Source organism: Rhodoferax sp., assembly GCF_018063565.1.
Classification (GTDB): Bacteria; Pseudomonadota; Gammaproteobacteria; order Burkholderiales; family Burkholderiaceae_C; genus Rhodoferax.
Genome location: NZ_JAGPBB010000017.1, coordinates 1 through 15,971, shown reverse-complemented (window position 1 = coordinate 15,971; position 15,971 = coordinate 1). Strand labels below are relative to the sequence as shown.

The 15,971-nt window shown below is 59.9% G+C and carries 13 protein-coding genes and 1 pseudogene; 9 read left to right on the top strand and 5 right to left on the bottom strand.

Going from position 1 to position 15,971, the window contains the following annotated elements; genetic code table 11:
• Positions 1-3 precede the first annotated feature (3 nt).
• Both KBF66_RS06075 and KBF66_RS06070 read right to left on the bottom strand, forming a co-directional pair.
• Entirely contained in the window at positions 4-912 is a 909-nt protein-coding gene (locus tag KBF66_RS06075; RefSeq protein WP_296653954.1) for a phosphate/phosphite/phosphonate ABC transporter substrate-binding protein, read from the bottom strand.
• 85 nt (positions 913-997) lie between these two features.
• Positions 998-2,122, bottom strand: a complete 1,125-nt coding sequence (locus KBF66_RS06070; RefSeq protein WP_296653950.1) for a gluconeogenesis factor YvcK family protein — start codon at positions 2,120-2,122, stop codon at positions 998-1,000.
• A gap of 158 nt (positions 2,123-2,280) precedes the next feature.
• Here KBF66_RS06070 and KBF66_RS06065 point away from each other — a divergent pair, with 158 nt between their 5' ends.
• From KBF66_RS06065 to KBF66_RS06030, 8 genes and pseudogenes are all read left to right on the top strand, one after another.
• Positions 2,281-4,518: an NADP-dependent isocitrate dehydrogenase gene (locus KBF66_RS06065; RefSeq protein WP_296653945.1), complete on the top strand. Its 2,238-nt coding sequence runs from the start codon at positions 2,281-2,283 to the stop codon at positions 4,516-4,518.
• Between the two features lie 395 nt (positions 4,519-4,913).
• Entirely contained in the window at positions 4,914-6,473 is a 1,560-nt protein-coding gene (locus KBF66_RS06060) for an acyl-CoA carboxylase subunit beta (RefSeq protein WP_296653941.1), read from the top strand.
• A 16-nt stretch (positions 6,474-6,489) separates the two neighbouring features.
• The gene (locus tag KBF66_RS06055; protein WP_296653937.1) at positions 6,490-6,894 is read left to right on the top strand and encodes an OadG family transporter subunit; all 405 of its coding nucleotides are present in this window, start codon (positions 6,490-6,492) and stop codon (positions 6,892-6,894) included.
• On the top strand, positions 6,894-7,391 hold the full coding sequence (locus tag KBF66_RS06050) for a biotin/lipoyl-containing protein (RefSeq protein ID WP_296653932.1): 498 nt from the start codon (positions 6,894-6,896) through the stop codon (positions 7,389-7,391). The genes KBF66_RS06055 and KBF66_RS06050 overlap by 1 nt, the downstream gene beginning before the upstream one ends.
• 3 nt (positions 7,392-7,394) lie before the next feature.
• Positions 7,395-8,522, top strand: coding sequence for a sodium ion-translocating decarboxylase subunit beta (locus KBF66_RS06045; RefSeq protein ID WP_296653930.1), 1,128 nt, complete (start codon positions 7,395-7,397; stop codon positions 8,520-8,522).
• A 284-nt stretch (positions 8,523-8,806) separates the two neighbouring features.
• On the top strand, positions 8,807-8,962 hold the full coding sequence (locus tag KBF66_RS06040) for a hypothetical protein (protein WP_296653927.1): 156 nt from the start codon (positions 8,807-8,809) through the stop codon (positions 8,960-8,962).
• Positions 8,952-9,161: pseudogene (locus KBF66_RS06035) on the top strand (NAD-binding protein); the annotation flags it as partial. The gene KBF66_RS06040 and the pseudogene KBF66_RS06035, both read left to right, overlap by 11 nt.
• A 115-nt stretch (positions 9,162-9,276) precedes the next feature.
• Positions 9,277-10,569 (top strand): glycerate kinase, encoded by a 1,293-nt coding sequence (locus KBF66_RS06030; protein ID WP_296653925.1) that lies wholly within the window; start codon positions 9,277-9,279, stop codon positions 10,567-10,569.
• Here KBF66_RS06030 and KBF66_RS06025 read toward each other — a convergent pair.
• Positions 10,538-12,055, bottom strand: coding sequence for a PLP-dependent aminotransferase family protein (locus KBF66_RS06025; protein ID WP_296653922.1), 1,518 nt, complete (start codon positions 12,053-12,055; stop codon positions 10,538-10,540). The two genes, KBF66_RS06030 and KBF66_RS06025, sit on opposite strands and share 32 nt — an antisense overlap.
• Before the next feature lie 85 nt (positions 12,056-12,140).
• Here KBF66_RS06025 and KBF66_RS06020 point away from each other — a divergent pair, with 85 nt between their 5' ends.
• Entirely contained in the window at positions 12,141-12,764 is a 624-nt protein-coding gene (locus tag KBF66_RS06020; RefSeq protein ID WP_296653918.1) for an FMN-binding negative transcriptional regulator, read from the top strand.
• 157 nt (positions 12,765-12,921) lie between these two features.
• On the opposite strand, the gene KBF66_RS06015 is transcribed toward KBF66_RS06020, so the two are convergent.
• Positions 12,922-14,661, bottom strand: a complete 1,740-nt coding sequence (locus KBF66_RS06015; protein WP_296653915.1) for a methyl-accepting chemotaxis protein — start codon at positions 14,659-14,661, stop codon at positions 12,922-12,924.
• 221 nt (positions 14,662-14,882) lie between these two features.
• Positions 14,883-15,971: sensor domain-containing diguanylate cyclase (locus tag KBF66_RS06010; RefSeq protein WP_296653913.1), on the bottom strand; the 1,089-nt coding region annotated here is incomplete at its 5' end.

Below are 15,971 nucleotides of genomic sequence, written 5' to 3'. Positions count from 1 at the left end.
GTGTCAGGGCCGCTCAATCGGACGCACATCCCTCTCAAAGCGCGCGATGTACTCACGTACCACCTCGTAGCTGGCATCGTTGGCCGGGTGAAAGCGCGAGGTTTCCATGCCCGCAAGAATCTTGCGCCCCTCGGGCGAGCCGGGCAGCTCCAGCAGGATCCGGGTCATCTCCTGGCGAATGCCCGGGTCGAGGTCACTGCGCATCATGACCGAGTTGTTGACCAGCGGCGGTGTCTCCCACAGGACCTTGAGCTGGGCTGCCTCGGCCGGATGGTCCTTCTGGAATTTACGCCACGGCGGCGGCCAGGTCGCACCTGCCGCCACGGTGCCCATGTACACGTTCATGATGGACGACTCTTGTGTGCCGACATACTGATTGCGGATCTCACTGTTGACCTTGATGCCTTGCTGATGCAAATAGTATTGCGGCATGATGGCCGCGGCCAGCGCCGTTGGTGAGGGGTAACTCACGGCTTTGCCGCGCAGGTCGGCGGGCACCTTGACGGGACCATCCTTGCGGACAATGAAAATGCCTTTGAAATCCTGCGCCTCTCCCCACATCGCCAACACCTGATAGCCGACTTTTTGTGCTTCGATGGTTTGCCACGGGTTGGGCATCAGGATCTCGGCTTCACGGGCGCGAAACTTGGCCTCAAAGGCTTGATAGTCACGTGAAGCCTCAAGCTCCAGCCGAACGCCTTTCAAATGCAGATTGAGGTGGTCCACCAGCGGCTGCATCACTTCACTGAGGGTTTGCGGGTTGTACAAGGGGTGGGGTACCAAGCGGTACACCGGGCTGTGCTGGCCGACTGGCGCTGTGCTGTATTGAAGCGGTTTCTCGGCCGTCTGGTCGCTGCACGCAGCTGCCAAAGCCAGCAGCAGCAACGAACCCAGACGCGACCAAGTGTTCATGACTCCCGTTTCATATTGACGAGTGAAATAACATCCTATCACCGAATATCCGATGATCAAAACGGGGTAACCGCGCCCAAAATGGTCAAGCCGACGCCACCATTTCCCCCAGTTGGGTCGCCACCTTCTGGGCGTCGTGCCGACCGCGACGCCAGGGGTCTTCGAAGTCATCCAACACCACTTCGGTGGGCACAGCAAATGCCATCGGTCCTTCGGTCAGGTAGCGAAAGCCCTTGACCACGCGCGCAAAAGGCACCCAGCCGCGATTGACCAGCACATGCGTCAACGTACCGGCGCCGGCCGCCAGCTCAAATGCCTGCACCAGTTCTGCCAGGCTGCGCCCGGTGGTCTCGGGACACTCCAGGATGTTGCCAATCAGCACTTTGGGCACTTCGGGGGAAGTCTGCGCAATCGCCTGGGCAATGCCCTGCACCGCAAAATGCGCCAGCGTGCTGGTAAAAAAACTGCCCGGGCCAAACACCAGCAGATCGGCCTGCGCAATGGCGCCCAGCACGGCGGCATTGGCAGCGGGCTGCCGACCGGTATCCGCACCGTTATCGGCCACGCTGAGATGCACCAGCCGGATGCCAAGCCGGGCTTGTCTCGGGTTGAGGGTGGTGACCTGGTCTTGCCCGTGTACCACGGTGCCATCGCCCAGCCGCGCGTGCAGCGCCACGTTGTCTGCTGTGGTGGACGGCCAGACCTGACCCTCAATACCGCACAACTGGCGAAAAATGGCAATCGCCGCGTTGATGTCCCGGCCGTGCGACAGATAAGCTCCGGTCAGCACAAAGTTGCCAATACTGCCGCGACGCCAATCGAAATCGTGGCCCACGCTGGCTTTGAAAACCTGCAGGCAATCCAGCACCGCCCTGCGGATGTCTGGTGCCATCGTCGCCAGAAGGGGGTGTGCGCCACCGGCGTAAAAGTCAAACTCGGCTTGCAATTCGGGTGCATCGGCCGCCTCGGACAGGCGTGCATTGAAAAACCGAACCACGCCGCTGACCCGGTCTTCGCCGTGGGCCAGTGTCATCAGGGCCTGCCGGATGTCGCCCATGGCCAGAATGCCCAGGCGCTCGCGCAGTGCCTTGGAGCTGCCACCACTGTCCCAGGCTGGCACCACGCGCGTGATGTCGTAGCCCTGTTGACACAACGCCATGGTGACGTCGCGGCTGCCGCTGCCCCCCCCAAACATCACGATGCGTTTCATGGCGCGAATTTTATGGCTGGTGCACCAACGGGGGAAAAGAAGAAAAAGCATTTGAACAACAACTAACCAGTTAGTACACTCATCAAGCGACTTGTTTGTCAACATTCCGTAATGCCTTCGTCGCTAAACTTCACCCCTCAACTAGAAAGAGGACACCCATGACATCGCAAAAATCCAAAATCATCTACACCCTTACCGACGAGGCGCCGCTGCTGGCGACGCACGCGTTTTTGCCGGTCATTCGGGCGTTTGCGGCGCCTGCCGGGATCGACGTGGCTGAGAGTGATATCTCGGTGGCGGCACGCGTGCTGGGTGAGTTTCCGGAATATCTGACCGATGAACAGAAAGTGCCCAACCATCTGGCCGAACTTGGCCGTCTGACCCTATTGCCAGACACCAACATCATCAAGTTGCCCAATATCAGTGCGTCACTGCCGCAACTGACAGCTGCCATCAAGGAGCTGCAGGCGCGTGGCTACAAAATTCCGGATTACCCAGAAAGCCCGACCAGCGACGAAGACAAGGCGATCAAGGCGCGCTACTCCAAGTGTCTGGGCAGTGCAGTCAACCCGGTGCTGCGTGAAGGCAACTCCGACCGGCGCGCGCCAATGGCGGTCAAGCGTTTTGCCCGCAAAAACCCACACAGCATGGGCAAGTGGAGCATGGCTTCGCGCACCCATGTGGCGCACATGACCAAAGGCGACTTCTATCACGGCGAAAAGTCGTTGACTTTGGACAAGGCGCGTGACGTGCGCATGGAACTCGTCGGCAAGAGCGGCAAGACCACGGTGCTCAAGTCGCTAACCAAGCTGCTGGCCGGCGAGATCATCGACAGCATGTTCATGAGCAAAAAGGCGCTGTGCGAGTTTTACGAAGAGCAACTCGAAGACGCACGCCAGACTGGTGTGATGTTCTCGCTGCATGTCAAGGCGACCATGATGAAGGTCTCGCACCCGATCGTGTTTGGCCATTGCGTACGGATCTTCTACAAGGACGCGTTCGAGAAACACGCCCAGTTGTTTGAAGAGATTGGCGTCAACGTCAACAACGGCATGGCCAACCTGTATGACAAGATTGCCGACTTGCCAGCGTCGCTGCGCGAAGAAATCGAACGTGACCTGCATGCCTGCCACGAGCACCGCCCCGAACTGGCGATGGTCGATTCGGCCAAAGGCATCTCCAACTTCCACTCCCCCAGCGACGTGATTGTGGATGCCTCGATGCCGGCCATGATCCGCATTGGCGGCAAGATGTGGGGTGCCGATGGTCGCCCCAAAGACACTAAGGCGGTGATGCCCGAGAGCACCTTTGCCCGCATCTACCAGGAGATGATCAACTTCTGCAAGACCAATGGCAACTTTGACCCGGTGACGATGGGCACGGTACCCAATGTGGGCCTGATGGCGCAGCAGGCCGAAGAATACGGCTCGCACGACAAGACCTTTGAGATTGCCGAAGACGGCCAGGCCAACATTGTCGACATCGCCACGGGTGAAGTGCTGCTGTCGCAAAACGTCGAGGCGGGTGACATCTGGCGCATGTGCCAGGTCAAGGACGCGCCGATCCGCGACTGGGTCAAGCTGGCCGTGACGCGTGCGCGCAACTCCAACACGCCTGCGCTGTTCTGGCTCGACCCCTACCGCCCACATGAGAACGAGCTGATCAAAAAGGTTGAAAAGTACCTCAAAGACCACGACACCACGGGGCTCGACATCCAGATCATGTCGCAGGTGCGCGCCATGCGCTACACGCTGGAGCGGGTGATTCGCGGGCTTGACACCATCTCGGTCACCGGCAACATCTTGCGCGACTATCTGACTGACTTGTTCCCCATCATGGAGCTGGGCACCAGCGCCAAGATGCTGTCCATCGTGCCGCTGATGGCCGGCGGCGGTATGTACGAAACCGGCGCTGGCGGCTCGGCCCCCAAACATGTGAAACAGCTGGTGGAAGAGAACCATCTGCGCTGGGATTCTCTGGGTGAGTTCCTGGCGTTGGCGGTGAGCCTGGAAGATCTGGGTTTGAAGACCGGCAATCAAAAGGCCAAGATACTGGCCACCACGCTGGACGCTGCCACCGGCAAGCTGCTGGACAACAACAAAAACCCGTCGCCCAAGACCGGCCAGTTGGACAATCGTGGCAGCCAGTTCTACCTGGCGATGTACTGGGCGCAGCAGCTTGCCGCGCAGACCGATGACGCGGCGTTGCAGGCCCACTTTGCACCCATCGCCAAAGCGCTGACCGACAACGAGCAGAAGATCGCTGACGAGCTCAAGGCGGTGCAAGGCAAGCCGGCCGACATTGGCGGCTACTACCTCGCCGACCTGCAGAAAGTCACTGCGGTGATGCGCCCGAGTGCAACCTTCAATGCGGTAATTGACGCGGCGCTGGGCTGAGCGACGACTTGCCTGATCTCTGGATCAGGCTTTGCATGCGTGAGACCGGCACGCGCAGGTATTGCACCCGCTCAGTCATACAGGCATGGCGCCTGTATGACGGCTGTCTGCGTGTGACGGCTTCAGTCCGTTGCGGGCACATGAACGCCAACAATGCAGCCTTGAATTTGAGGGTCGGCTACCCCCGTCATGTCATGCAGACCTATGTACGTACCATTTCGTATTTATTTGACATAGCGCAGTGTTTTGTCGATTAGCAGGCCAACTCCCCGGAATCTGAACACCTCAATCTAAAGATCCTCGAACCTAAGTGCGACACTTCGGCCCGAGAAAAATCAAATTTTTTTCCGGTTCCTGTGCTTTTTCAAGAGCCGGTTGACCAGAGGAATCAAGTCATGACGATCGGTGGAAAGACAAAAGGACACCTCGAGGTACTGCGCGAGATGCGCAGTCGGGCGGTGTTGGGCGGTGGTCAAAAGCGCATTGACCAGCAACACGAACGTGGCAAACTGACCGCCAGGGAACGCTTGGCCGTATTGCTTGACGAGGGTTCGTTCCAGGAGTTCGGTGCGCTGGCAACCCACGATTTCAGCGCCTTCGGGCTGGATCAGCAGCGCTTTCCTGGTGACGGCATCGTGACCGGTTTTGGCAAGGTCAACGGACGTCGGGTGGCGGTGTTTGCGCAAGACTTTACCGTGATGGGTGGTTCCTTCTCGGAAGTGCAGTCGCAGAAGATCAGCCGCATCCAGGACATGGCGCTGGAGTCGGGCATTCCGGTGATCGGCCTGAACGATTCTGGCGGTGCCCGTATCCAGGAAGGCGTGCGCAGTCTGGCGGCCTACGGCGAGGTGTTCGTGCGCAATGTGATGGCCTCGGGCGTGATTCCGCAGATTTCTGTCATTCTGGGGCCATGCGCTGGTGGCGCGGTGTATTCACCAGCGCTGACCGACTTTGTCATCATGGCCGGCGAAAGCTATATGTTCTTGACTGGACCGGAAGTCATCAAGGCGGTGACGGGCGAGCAGGTCAGTGCGCACGATCTGGGCGGAGCCGAGGTCCACACCGGCCGCAGTGGTGTGGCCCATCTGGCGGCCGAAACAGAAATTGAGGGCTTGGCCATGACCAAGCTTTTGCTCAGTTATCTGCCGCAGAACAACAACGAAGAGCCACCCCAGATCACACCAGAGGATCCGGTCAACCGCATGGATGAGTCGCTCAACGACCTGATTCCGGATGGCGAAAACAATCCCTACGATATTCGTGATGCCATTGAGGCGATTTTTGACCAGGACAGTTTCTTTGAGATCCAGGCAGACTATGCGGCCAATGCCGTGATCGGCTTTGCCCGCCTGGATGGTTACTCGATTGGCGTCGTGGCGAACCAGCCAGCCTTCATGTCGGGGGCGCTCAACATTGATGCCAGCGACAAGATCGCCCGCTTTATCCGGGTTTGCGACGCTTTCAATGTGCCGATCGTGACCTTTGTCGATTGCCCGGGCTTTCTGCCTGGCACCGGCCAGGAATACAGCGGCATCATCCGCCACGGTGCCAAGATCATCTACGCCTATTGTGAAGCCACGGTGCCAAAAATTTCAATCGTCACGCGCAAAGCCATGGGCGGTGCCTATGTGGCCATGGGCTCCAAACAGATGCGCAATGACATCACATTTGCCTGGCCATCGGCACAAATCGCCGTGATGGGCGCCGGCGCGGCGGTGAATGTCCTTTTCCGGGAAGAGATCAAGAGAGCCACTGATCCGGTCGCCCGCGAGAAGGAATTGATGACGGAATATCGCGATAAGTTCTTTAACCCGTATCGGGCGGCCGACGTAGGACAGATCGACGAAGTGATTGAGCCACGTGAAACCCGCCCGAGGCTGGCGCGTGCGCTGGAAATTTTGCGCACCAAGGTTCAGCAGAACCCGCCCAAGAAGCACGGTCTTTGCCCGGTCTGACAGTCAGGAGGATGACATGGAAAATTTAGCCTGGGGCCTGCAGATGACTGTGCTGGGTATGGGCCTGGTCTTTGCATTGCTGGGACTGTTGTGGGGTTTGTTGACACTGGTTCTGGTGCTTGACAAAGAGCCCGCCACCGCCGTGCCAGCAGCGGTTGCCAATGCACAGGCCGAACGCATTGCAGCGGTTGCTGACGATGCGGTCGGCGCACAGGTGCCGGAGCGCCCCACTGTCAACGGCATGCCTGCTGACTTGGTGGCTGCGATTCTGGTGGCCACCATGAAACACAAATTGACCTTGCGGCGCCAGGCAGCTCCGGTCATGCGGGCGTATTGGCCCGGCAGTCAGCTGTTTGCCAGCCGATGGATCGCCACCGGCCGCGCGCGGCAAAACCACTCCTGGCAACCGAGAGGAAAATAATGCGACGCTATACATTGGATATCAGTGGCCGAAACTTTGTCATCGATGTGCAGGAACTCTCCATCGATCGTTTTGAAGTGGTGGTGGGTGACGACTCTTATGAGGTGAATCTGTCAAGTGATGAGAATCTGTCCGAGGCGGTCATCACCCCAGGTTTGCAGCCCGCAGCGGAACAGCGCACCATAGCATCCAGCAATGTGGCAAAGGTCCGCAAGGAGCCCGCATCCACGGCGGCAGCGTCACCAGTTGCGCGAAAGCCCGGTGGCGGCTCGGGCGGCAAGGGTGCCGTGACGGCGCCGATGCCCGGTGTCATTCTGGAGATCAGCGTCAAAGTCGGTGATCAGATTGAGCGTGGGCAGCAGGTCGCCATTCTGGACGCGATGAAAATGCACAACGTGATCGGCTCGCCGCGTGCCGGAACAGTCGCCGAGGTCTGCGTCGCGGCGGGTCAGAATATTGACCATGGTGACGCGATCGTCCGGTTTCAGGAGAGCTAAGTGATGATCGACCAAGAAACGCTCGGGCTGTTGCTAAAAGGCGTGAACAATGTCACCTGGCAGTCGGTGGTGATGATCTGCGTATCTTTCGTGCTGATGTATCTGGCCATCGCCAAGGATTACGAGCCGCTATTGCTGCTGCCCATTGCGGCGGGTTGCATGCTGGCCAATCTGCCGCTGTCACCGTTGATCGCAGAAGACGGCATGCTGAAGGTGCTCTACAACATGGGCATTACCAACGAGATGTTCCCGTTGCTGATTTTTGTCGGCATTGGTGCACTGACCGACTTTGGTCCTTTGCTGGAGAACCCGCGTCTGGTGCTACTCGGGGCAGCAGGCCAGTTCGGTATTTTCATGACCCTGATTTTTGCCTTGCTGCTTGGCTTTACACCGCCTGAGGCTGCATCCATCGGCATCATTGGCGCCATTGATGGACCAACCTCCATTTATGTGAGTGGCATTTTGGCGCCGCACATGCTGGGGCCAATCACGGTGGCCGCCTACAGTTACATGTCGTTGGTACCGATTATTCTGCCGCCCATCATCCGCCTGCTCACCTCGCAGAAAGAGCGCCAGATCCGCATGCCTTACAGCCAGCGCAAGATCAGCCGGCGTACCCGCATCATGTTCCCGGTGGTGGTGACGGTGCTGGTGGGCACCCTGGTTCCGTTTGCCACGCCGCTGATTGGCATGCTGATGCTGGGTAACCTGATGAAGGAATCCGGTGCCGTGGAGCGGCTGACCAAGGCGTCGGCGGGTGAAATTGCCAATGCAGTGACACTGTTTCTGGGCCTGGCAATCGGGTCAACCATGGTCGGCTCCGAGTTTCTCAAGACCAGCACCCTGGCCATTCTGATTCTGGGCATCATTGCTTTTGCCGTTGATGCAGCGGCCGGCGTGATGTTTGCCAAGGTGCTCAACTGGCTCAGTGGTGGCAAGGTGAACCCGATGATCGGTGCCGCTGGTATCAGCGCCTTTCCGATGGCGGCACGTGTGGTCCAGCGGGTGGCCCATGAAGAAGACTTCGAGAATTTCCTGCTGATGCATGCGATGGGTGCCAATGCCGCAGGTCAGGTGGCCAGTGTGGTGGCGGGCGGCGTGCTGCTGGCCCTGATGGGCGCCGGCGGCTGAAGTCGACGCATGTAACTGGCATTTGCGTCACGTTGACTGGGTGACAGGCGCCTGACGTTGCGCTTTTGATCAAAACCAACGTCGCGCCGGCCTGGCACTTGGCTGGAAGCAGTTCTCTGGCCGGCGCTTGTTGACGGCCACGATATGTTGGCTGACACACCGACAAGGCATCTGATCAAGGTCAGAGTCAGAACGCTGTCGAGCGCAACGCAATAGCGCTTCGATGTTTTCTGACCTCATGACCTTGAAAGGGCGAGCCAGTGGCTACCAACAGTAGAACCACCATGTTGGCGAGTGTTGGCACCCGTACGAACGCGGCATTTGCGCAGACCCAAGCCTTGCTCGGCTTCATGGGCGAGAGCGCCGTGGCGCTGGCCGGCTGGCTGGCCCACCCGTTGCATATCCGTTGGCGGCCGATCATGTTCAACAGTGCACGGTGAACGCATGATCAAACGCGACTTTGACCCCGGTCTTCGCATCAGGCTGCACCAGAAAGACCTGGACCTGGCGCTGCCGCAGAACGCCGGTGCCGCCCAGTTGATGCAGGTGTGCGCCTCCAACGGCATGGCCGATCTGGACCATTCGGCGCTGGTGAAGGCACTGGAGCTGATGGGTCACCATGAAGTGGCCAGCGTTTGACCCGGTTTGGAATCGATTCGATAGCTCTCAGCGTAATAAGCAAAAAGGTTAAAGTCGATTTGTCCTGTTGCTTCGCGACGCTGCGGATAATCTTGACTTTTTCCAGGAGCGTCGCATGGCTCTACCCGATATCGCCTCTGCCACCCCGCCCGTCCTGCTGCGCCAGATGTTTGATGCCGCCGTGGCGGCGGCACAGCCCGCGCTGTGCCTGGGCGCTCACCTGCCCGCGCCGCCCAAAGGTCGCACCCTCGTCATCGGCGCGGGCAAGGCATCGGCCGCGATGGCGCGCGCTTTTGAAGATTTATGGACGGCACGCGACAACAGTCCACTGGAGGGCCTGGTGGTCACGCGCTATGGTTATGAGGTGCCGTGCCAGCATATTGAGATCATCCAGGCCGCACACCCGGTGCCCGATGCTGCCGGGTTGCAGGCAGCGCGGCGCATCCGCGAACTGGTTGCCGGACTGAGCGCTGACGACCTGGTGGTGGCGCTGATCTCGGGCGGTGGCTCATCCTTGCTGGTGGAGCCTGGTGCGGGTCTGACTTTGCAAGACAAACAGGCGGTTAACGCCGCTTTGCTTGCGTCAGGTGCTACGATTTCCGAGATGAACTGCGTGCGCCGACATTTGTCGGGTATCAAGGGCGGTCGCTTGGCCGCAGCGTGCTATCCGGCCCGGCTGCACACGCTGCTGATCTCGGACGTACCAGGCGACTCGCCTATGGACATCGCCTCTGGCCCCACGGTGGGCGATTCAACCCGTTGTACCGATGCGCTGGCTATTTGCCTGCGATATCAGATTGCCCTGCCACCCGCTGCCCTCAGCCTGCTGCACAACGGCTCAGGTGAAACCGTCAAACCCGACGATGCACGGCTGCAAACCAGCACGGTGCGCATCGTCACCGCACCGCAAATGGCATTGGAAGCGGCCGCCAAAGTCGCCCAGGCGGCTGGGCTCACGCCCTACATTCTGGGCGACAGCCTGGAGGGCGAGTCTCGCGACGTGGCCAAGGTGCTTGGTGGCATGGCGCGTCAGGTGCTGCTGCACGGCCAGCCGTTTCAGCGGCCGTGTGTGCTGCTCAGCGGCGGCGAAACCACCGTGACGATTCGCGGCAAGGGCCGAGGTGGCCGCAATGTGGAATTCTTGCTGGCGCTGGGCGTGGCGCTGGCGGGAACGCCCGGTGTTTACGCGCTGGCGGGTGACACCGATGGCGTGGACGGCGCTGAAGAAATTGCCGGTGCCATCCTCACCCCGGATACGCTTGCCCGGGCCTGGGCACAAGGTATGAACCCGCGCAGCTATCTGGACAACAACGACGCGCATACGTTTTTTCAACAGCTGGGCGACTCGGTCATCACCGGCCCGACACTGACCAATGTCAACGACTTCCGGGCGCTATGGCTGGCATGAATCGCCCTTGCCAGTGAGCAACCAGGTCCCCTACGATCTGGAGTCCTTGCTGAATTTGTGCAACCGTGAGGCTGGCATATCCCAAGATGAAGCCTGCCGGTCGGGGCTGAACTGCTGGTGCGTCTTTGGCAAATAGGGTCGAAACCGGGTAGATGCCCACCCCCGCTTGACGTGCAGCAGCCACCAAAGTCGTTTCATCCTTGAAACTCAGGAACGGCAACCACAACACCACATGCAGGCCAGCGGCTGTGCCGCCGACCTGTGCGTCTTTTGGAAGATAGCGTCCAACGGCATCCAGCAGGGCCGCTCGGCGGCGCTCGTTTTCGCGGCGCATGCGCCTTACATGGCGTTCATAGCTGCCGCTTTCGATCAAGGACGCCAGCACGCGCTGCTCCATCACGGGCGCATGCCGGTCAGTCAGCCGCTTGGCCTGGCGGAAAACTGGCACCAGTTCGGGTGGTAACACCAGATACCCCAGGCGCAGTTGCGGCGACATGGCCTTGGAGAAAGTACCGATATAGATCACGCGACCCTCGCCATCAATCGATTGCAGCGCATCGATCGGGCGCTGTCCATAACGAAATTCACCGTCATAGTCGTCCTCGACGACCCAGGCGTTTTGTCGTCGCGCCCATTGCAGCAGGGCCTGGCGTCGGGTAATCGGCAGCACGCCCCCCAAGGGGAACTGATGGGAGGGTGTCACGTAGACCAGGCGCGTGTTTTTGTCCTGGGGCAGTCTGCTGGTGTCCAGGCCCTGCGCATCGACAGGCGCGGCCAGACACGTGGCACCCGTGGCCTCGAAGCAGCGTCGTGCCATCAAGTAACCCGGGTCTTCAAAAACAAAGGCATCATCGGCATTCAGCAGCAGTCGCGCGCACAGGTCGATAGCCTGCTGCGAACCATGTACCACCAGAATTTGCTCTGCATCGCAGATCAAACCCCGGGCACGGCGCAAATAAGCCTGGAGTGCGACCCGCAGCGATGCATCACCTTCGGGCGCGGTGTAGTACAGACGTTGTTGCACGCTCAACAGCTCAGTCTTGTATGCCCGCCGCCAGGCCAGGGTGGGAAAGTCCCGATAGGCCACCGCACCATACAGAAAGTCAAACCGGACCGCCTCGGTTTGCGGCAGCGCCGGCATGCCCATAGCTTGCAAACGGTAGCCAAAGTCAGACAAGGTGGATTCGGATGGGGCGTTGCGTTGGGTTGGTAAATGCAGGGGCACGGCTGCTGCCAGTGGCTTGGCCACTCTGGCTACCCGCCCGGCAGAGGTGACGAGGTAACCCTCGGCGACGAGCTGCTCATAAGCCGCGGTGACCGTGGTTCGTGACACGCCCAACTCGGCTGCCAGGCTGCGCGTGGACGGCACCGGTGCGTCCGCAGGCCGCGTACCGTCTGCCATCTGAGACCGCAGCAGCTCATAGATACTGCGCCCGGCACCTGTTGCACCGCGCGGGTGATCGGCTGGTGGCTTGAACTGGACCATGGAAAATGTGTAAAACTGGTTCTTCTCATTGTGCCGGCTTAAAGCGACAGTTGGAGCGATTTCGACTTCCATTCAACGGCCCACGATGTACATTCCTGCCCACTTTTCTGAGAACCGACCTGAACAACTGCAACGCATCATGCGCGAGCACCCGCTGGGGATGCTGGTCACACATGGTGAGGTCGGGCTGGATGCCGACCACATTCCGTTTGAGTTCGATGCGACGGCGGGCCCGCACGGGATGCTGACCGCCCACGTGGCCCGCGGCAACACGCTGTGGCAACGCTGCCCAACCGGCACACCGGTGATGGTCGTGTTTCGGGGCGCTGACGCCTACATCTCACCCAACTGGTACCCGAGCAAACATGTGACACATCGCCAGGTGCCTACCTGGAACTACGAAGTGGTGCATGCCCACGGCACACTCACGGTGCATGACGACGAGCGCTTTGTGCGCAGCCTGGTGGCGCGTCTGACCCGACGGCACGAGGCGCTTGAACCCAAGCCCTGGAAGATGGGCGACTCGGAGCCCGACTACATCCACCAGATGCTGCGCAGCATTGTGGGAATTGAGATCGCTATCACCTCGCTGGTGGGCAAGATCAAGCTCAGCCAAAACAAGGATGAGGGCGATCGTCTCAATGCTGCTGACACGCTGGAGGCACGTGGGCAAAGTGGCATGGCGCAAGCGATGCGCCAGGCCGGGTAAGCCCCATGTACACCGCCATCTTCTCACCTTTTCACGATGCTGGGTCTGGGTGGCTTCCTGGTATTGGCACGCAGTGAGGCGTCGGCATTTCATTGGGAGTCATGGTCTACGCTGTCCCAAGTGAACTGCGGGCGATGGTACTTCTTTGAGTCAAAAGTCAGAAAGTTTCCCAGTCATCGTCCTTGCTGGACGTCGGGGCCGCCAGCGTCGCCGCACTGCCCGCTTTGGGTGCTGACGCTCGGGGCGGTGCCAGCTTTGACACGGTGGCGCGCTGTTTAATGGGTTTGCTCGCGGCACGGACCGGCGATGCGCGGCGCTGTCGGGGTGCCGTGGCCAGCACGGGTCGCTGCATGGCGTCGCTGGCTGCCAGTTTGAATACCGCGACGGTCTGAACCAGATCCTGCGACTGACCCTTCAGGCTGCCAGCAGCAGCAGCCATCTCCTCCACCAGAGCCGCGTTCTGCTGCGTCACCTGATCCATTTGGCTCACCGCCTCGCCGACCTGGCTGACGCCCAAACTCTGCTCGTTGCTGGCAGAGCTGATTTCTGTCACGATGTCGGTCACGCGCTGGATCGCCGTCACAATCTCCTGCATGGTCTGGCCCGCCTGATCGACCAGTGCCGTGCCTTGTTCCACCTGCTGGACGCTGGCAGTGATCAAGGTCTTGATCTCTTTGGCCGCCTCGGCACTGCGCCCGGCCAGGGTACGCACTTCGCCGGCGACCACGGCAAAACCACGACCCTGTTCACCCGCCCGGGCAGCCTCCACGGCGGCGTTGAGCGCCAGGATATTGGTTTGGAACGCAATGCCATCAATGACGCCAATGATGTCTGCAATCTTGCGCGAGGCGTCGCTCATGCCTTTCATCGTGTCCACCACCTGCGACACCACCTGACCGCCCTGCACCGCGACACTGCTGGCGTTGATCGCCAGCTGGCTGGCCTGGCGTGCGTTGTCAGCGTTCTGTTTGACCGCAGAGCTCAATTCTTCCATGCTCGCAGCCGTCTGCTCCAGTGCGCTGGCTTGGGTTTCGGTGCGTGCCGACAAATCCTGATTGCCCTGCGCAATTTCTGAACTGGCGGTTGACACGCCTTCGCTGCCCTGGCGAACCTGGGACACCACCTTGATCAGGTTGTCTTGCATACTCGACAGAGAGGCAAACAGGCGGCCAATTTCATCCTGCCTGGTTTGCGGCAGGGGTTCGCTGAGGTCACCCTCGCCGATGCGCTGGGCAGCGGCGCGTGCACTTTCGATGCCCTGCGAAATGCTGCGCGTCAAACTCATGCTGACAAACAGGGCCATGCCGATGCACAGCAGCAACAGCACCGCACCAACCAGATACAACTGCTGGAACATGGCGTCGATCTGCTGGTTGGTTTCGTGAACAATCTGCACCTGTGCGTCCAGCAAGTCCTGTGTGGCTCGAATGTAATCTTCGGTCACCGCGACAAACTTGCCCTGCGCGACCTTCCTGGCGCTGGCGCTGTCACCGGCTGCTTTGAGTGCATTGATTTCGTCGCGTACCACCAGCCAGGCGCTACGCACCACGCCAACCTGATCAGCGGCCTTTTTGCTGGAGTCACTGTGCACCAGGCTGAGCACCCGTTTTTGCAGATCGGTGGTTTCACGGGTGACGGCGTCCACCGATTCCTTGAAGAATGCAGCCAAAGAAGCATCTTCGCTGTAGGCAATGGCCAAGGCACGTGCCGAGTTCTGCCGCACATTGGCTTGCCAGCGACCGGCCAGTTCCAACAACTCGGTCTCGGTTTCCATGTGCTGGGTTGCGCTGGAGACCGCCTCGATCCGCCAGGCCGTCACGGCAGACAAGACCAAAAAGGTCGAAATGATCAGGAAAAATCCCAGCTTGAGTCGGGTCGAAAGATTCATGGTTGGCATTTTTTTTCCTGGTGGGGTAGACGAGGTGTTTGCACGGCGTTTGTAAAGTCCAATGTTTCCAACAGGCTTACGCAGGAACGCCGAGATCAAGTTCATTGTGACAAAGCTTGCAGATTCTTGTCATGATGAAAAAGGCAGCGACCAAGTCGGCTTGGTGAGCCAGTTGGGGCCCCTGGCGGTTTTGGCTGGCGGCCAGGCGCGTCAACCGTGCTGCGCAACTCTTAACCCAGCATCGCAAAACACACAGCATTGCGGCCGGCCTCTTTGGCCCGGTACATGGCCGCATCAGCGGCCTTGATGACCTCATCCTGCGTGGCCTGGGCACCATTGAAAACGGCCAGCCCGATGCTGGCTGAACAGTGATGTTCGACCGTGCTGGTTGCCGCATCCTCATGCACCATCGTCAGCCGATAGGGCTCGGCCAGCTTTTGGCGAAATTTCTCGGCCAGAGTGCGTGCCATTTGCGCTGCCTGGGCAGGGTCGGTGCTCAATTCAGCCAGCAGTACCACGAACTCATCGCCGCCAAAACGCGACACCGTGTCCATTTGCCGCACGCTGGTTTTCAATCGCCCTGCTACCTCGACCAGCAGCAAATCGCCGACGGCATGCCCGTGCAGGTCATTGAGCGGTTTGAAATTGTCCAGATCAAGGAATAGCAGCGCACCGAAGCTGGCCGAGCGCTTGCCTGCTGCCAGTACCTGGCAAAGCCGGTCATCCAGCAGACGGCGATTGGCCAACTGTGTCAGTGGGTCAAAAAAGGCGAGCTGGCGTACCTGATCTTCCAGCAGCTTGCGCTCGGTGATCTCGCGGGTGATGCCGTGGTAGCCCACAATGTCACCCTCTGGACCTATTTCGGGGCGAGACTGCACCTCGCCCCAGATCAGGCGACCGTCCTTGCACCGGTGCTGCACCTCAAAAGTCACGAACTGTCGGGTCTGGCCTGCCGCCCGGATTTGCTGGCTTTGACGCATGACGGCTTTGACATGGGCCACGCCGGCTTCGGAAAACATCTCAAACACGTGGTGCCCCAGCACTTCGCTCGCCTTGAAGCCACGCAAGCGCTCATCGGCCGGGCTGATGTAGGTCAGCACCAACTGGTGATCGGTCCGCCACAGTACATCACGGGTGTCCTCAATGAGCGTGCGGTACATGGCCTCACTGGCATGCAGTGCCTGCGTGCGCTCGGCAACCAGCGCTTGCAATGCCTGATTGCGTTCCATCAAGCCCTCAAGCGGATACACCTCACCCGTTTGAACCATCGGATAGGGGATCGAAATACCACTGTGCACAATCTTCCACTGTGCGCCTTC

Coding starts and splice junctions, on each gene's coding strand:
- KBF66_RS06020 (WP_296653918.1), top strand. CDS start 12,141: ATGTACATTCCTGCCCACTTTTCTGAGAACCGACCTGAACAACTGCAA.
- KBF66_RS06055 (WP_296653937.1), top strand. CDS start 6,490: ATGGAAAATTTAGCCTGGGGCCTGCAGATGACTGTGCTGGGTATGGGC.
- KBF66_RS06060 (WP_296653941.1), top strand. CDS start 4,914: ATGACGATCGGTGGAAAGACAAAAGGACACCTCGAGGTACTGCGCGAG.
- KBF66_RS06025 (WP_296653922.1), bottom strand. CDS start 12,055: ATGGTCCAGTTCAAGCCACCAGCCGATCACCCGCGCGGTGCAACAGGT.
- KBF66_RS06050 (WP_296653932.1), top strand. CDS start 6,894: ATGCGACGCTATACATTGGATATCAGTGGCCGAAACTTTGTCATCGAT.
- KBF66_RS06065 (WP_296653945.1), top strand. CDS start 2,281: ATGACATCGCAAAAATCCAAAATCATCTACACCCTTACCGACGAGGCG.
- KBF66_RS06070 (WP_296653950.1), bottom strand. CDS start 2,122: ATGAAACGCATCGTGATGTTTGGGGGGGGCAGCGGCAGCCGCGACGTC.
- KBF66_RS06030 (WP_296653925.1), top strand. CDS start 9,277: ATGGCTCTACCCGATATCGCCTCTGCCACCCCGCCCGTCCTGCTGCGC.
- KBF66_RS06015 (WP_296653915.1), bottom strand. CDS start 14,661: ATGCCAACCATGAATCTTTCGACCCGACTCAAGCTGGGATTTTTCCTG.
- KBF66_RS06045 (WP_296653930.1), top strand. CDS start 7,395: ATGATCGACCAAGAAACGCTCGGGCTGTTGCTAAAAGGCGTGAACAAT.
- KBF66_RS06075 (WP_296653954.1), bottom strand. CDS start 912: ATGAACACTTGGTCGCGTCTGGGTTCGTTGCTGCTGCTGGCTTTGGCA.
- KBF66_RS06040 (WP_296653927.1), top strand. CDS start 8,807: ATGTTGGCGAGTGTTGGCACCCGTACGAACGCGGCATTTGCGCAGACC.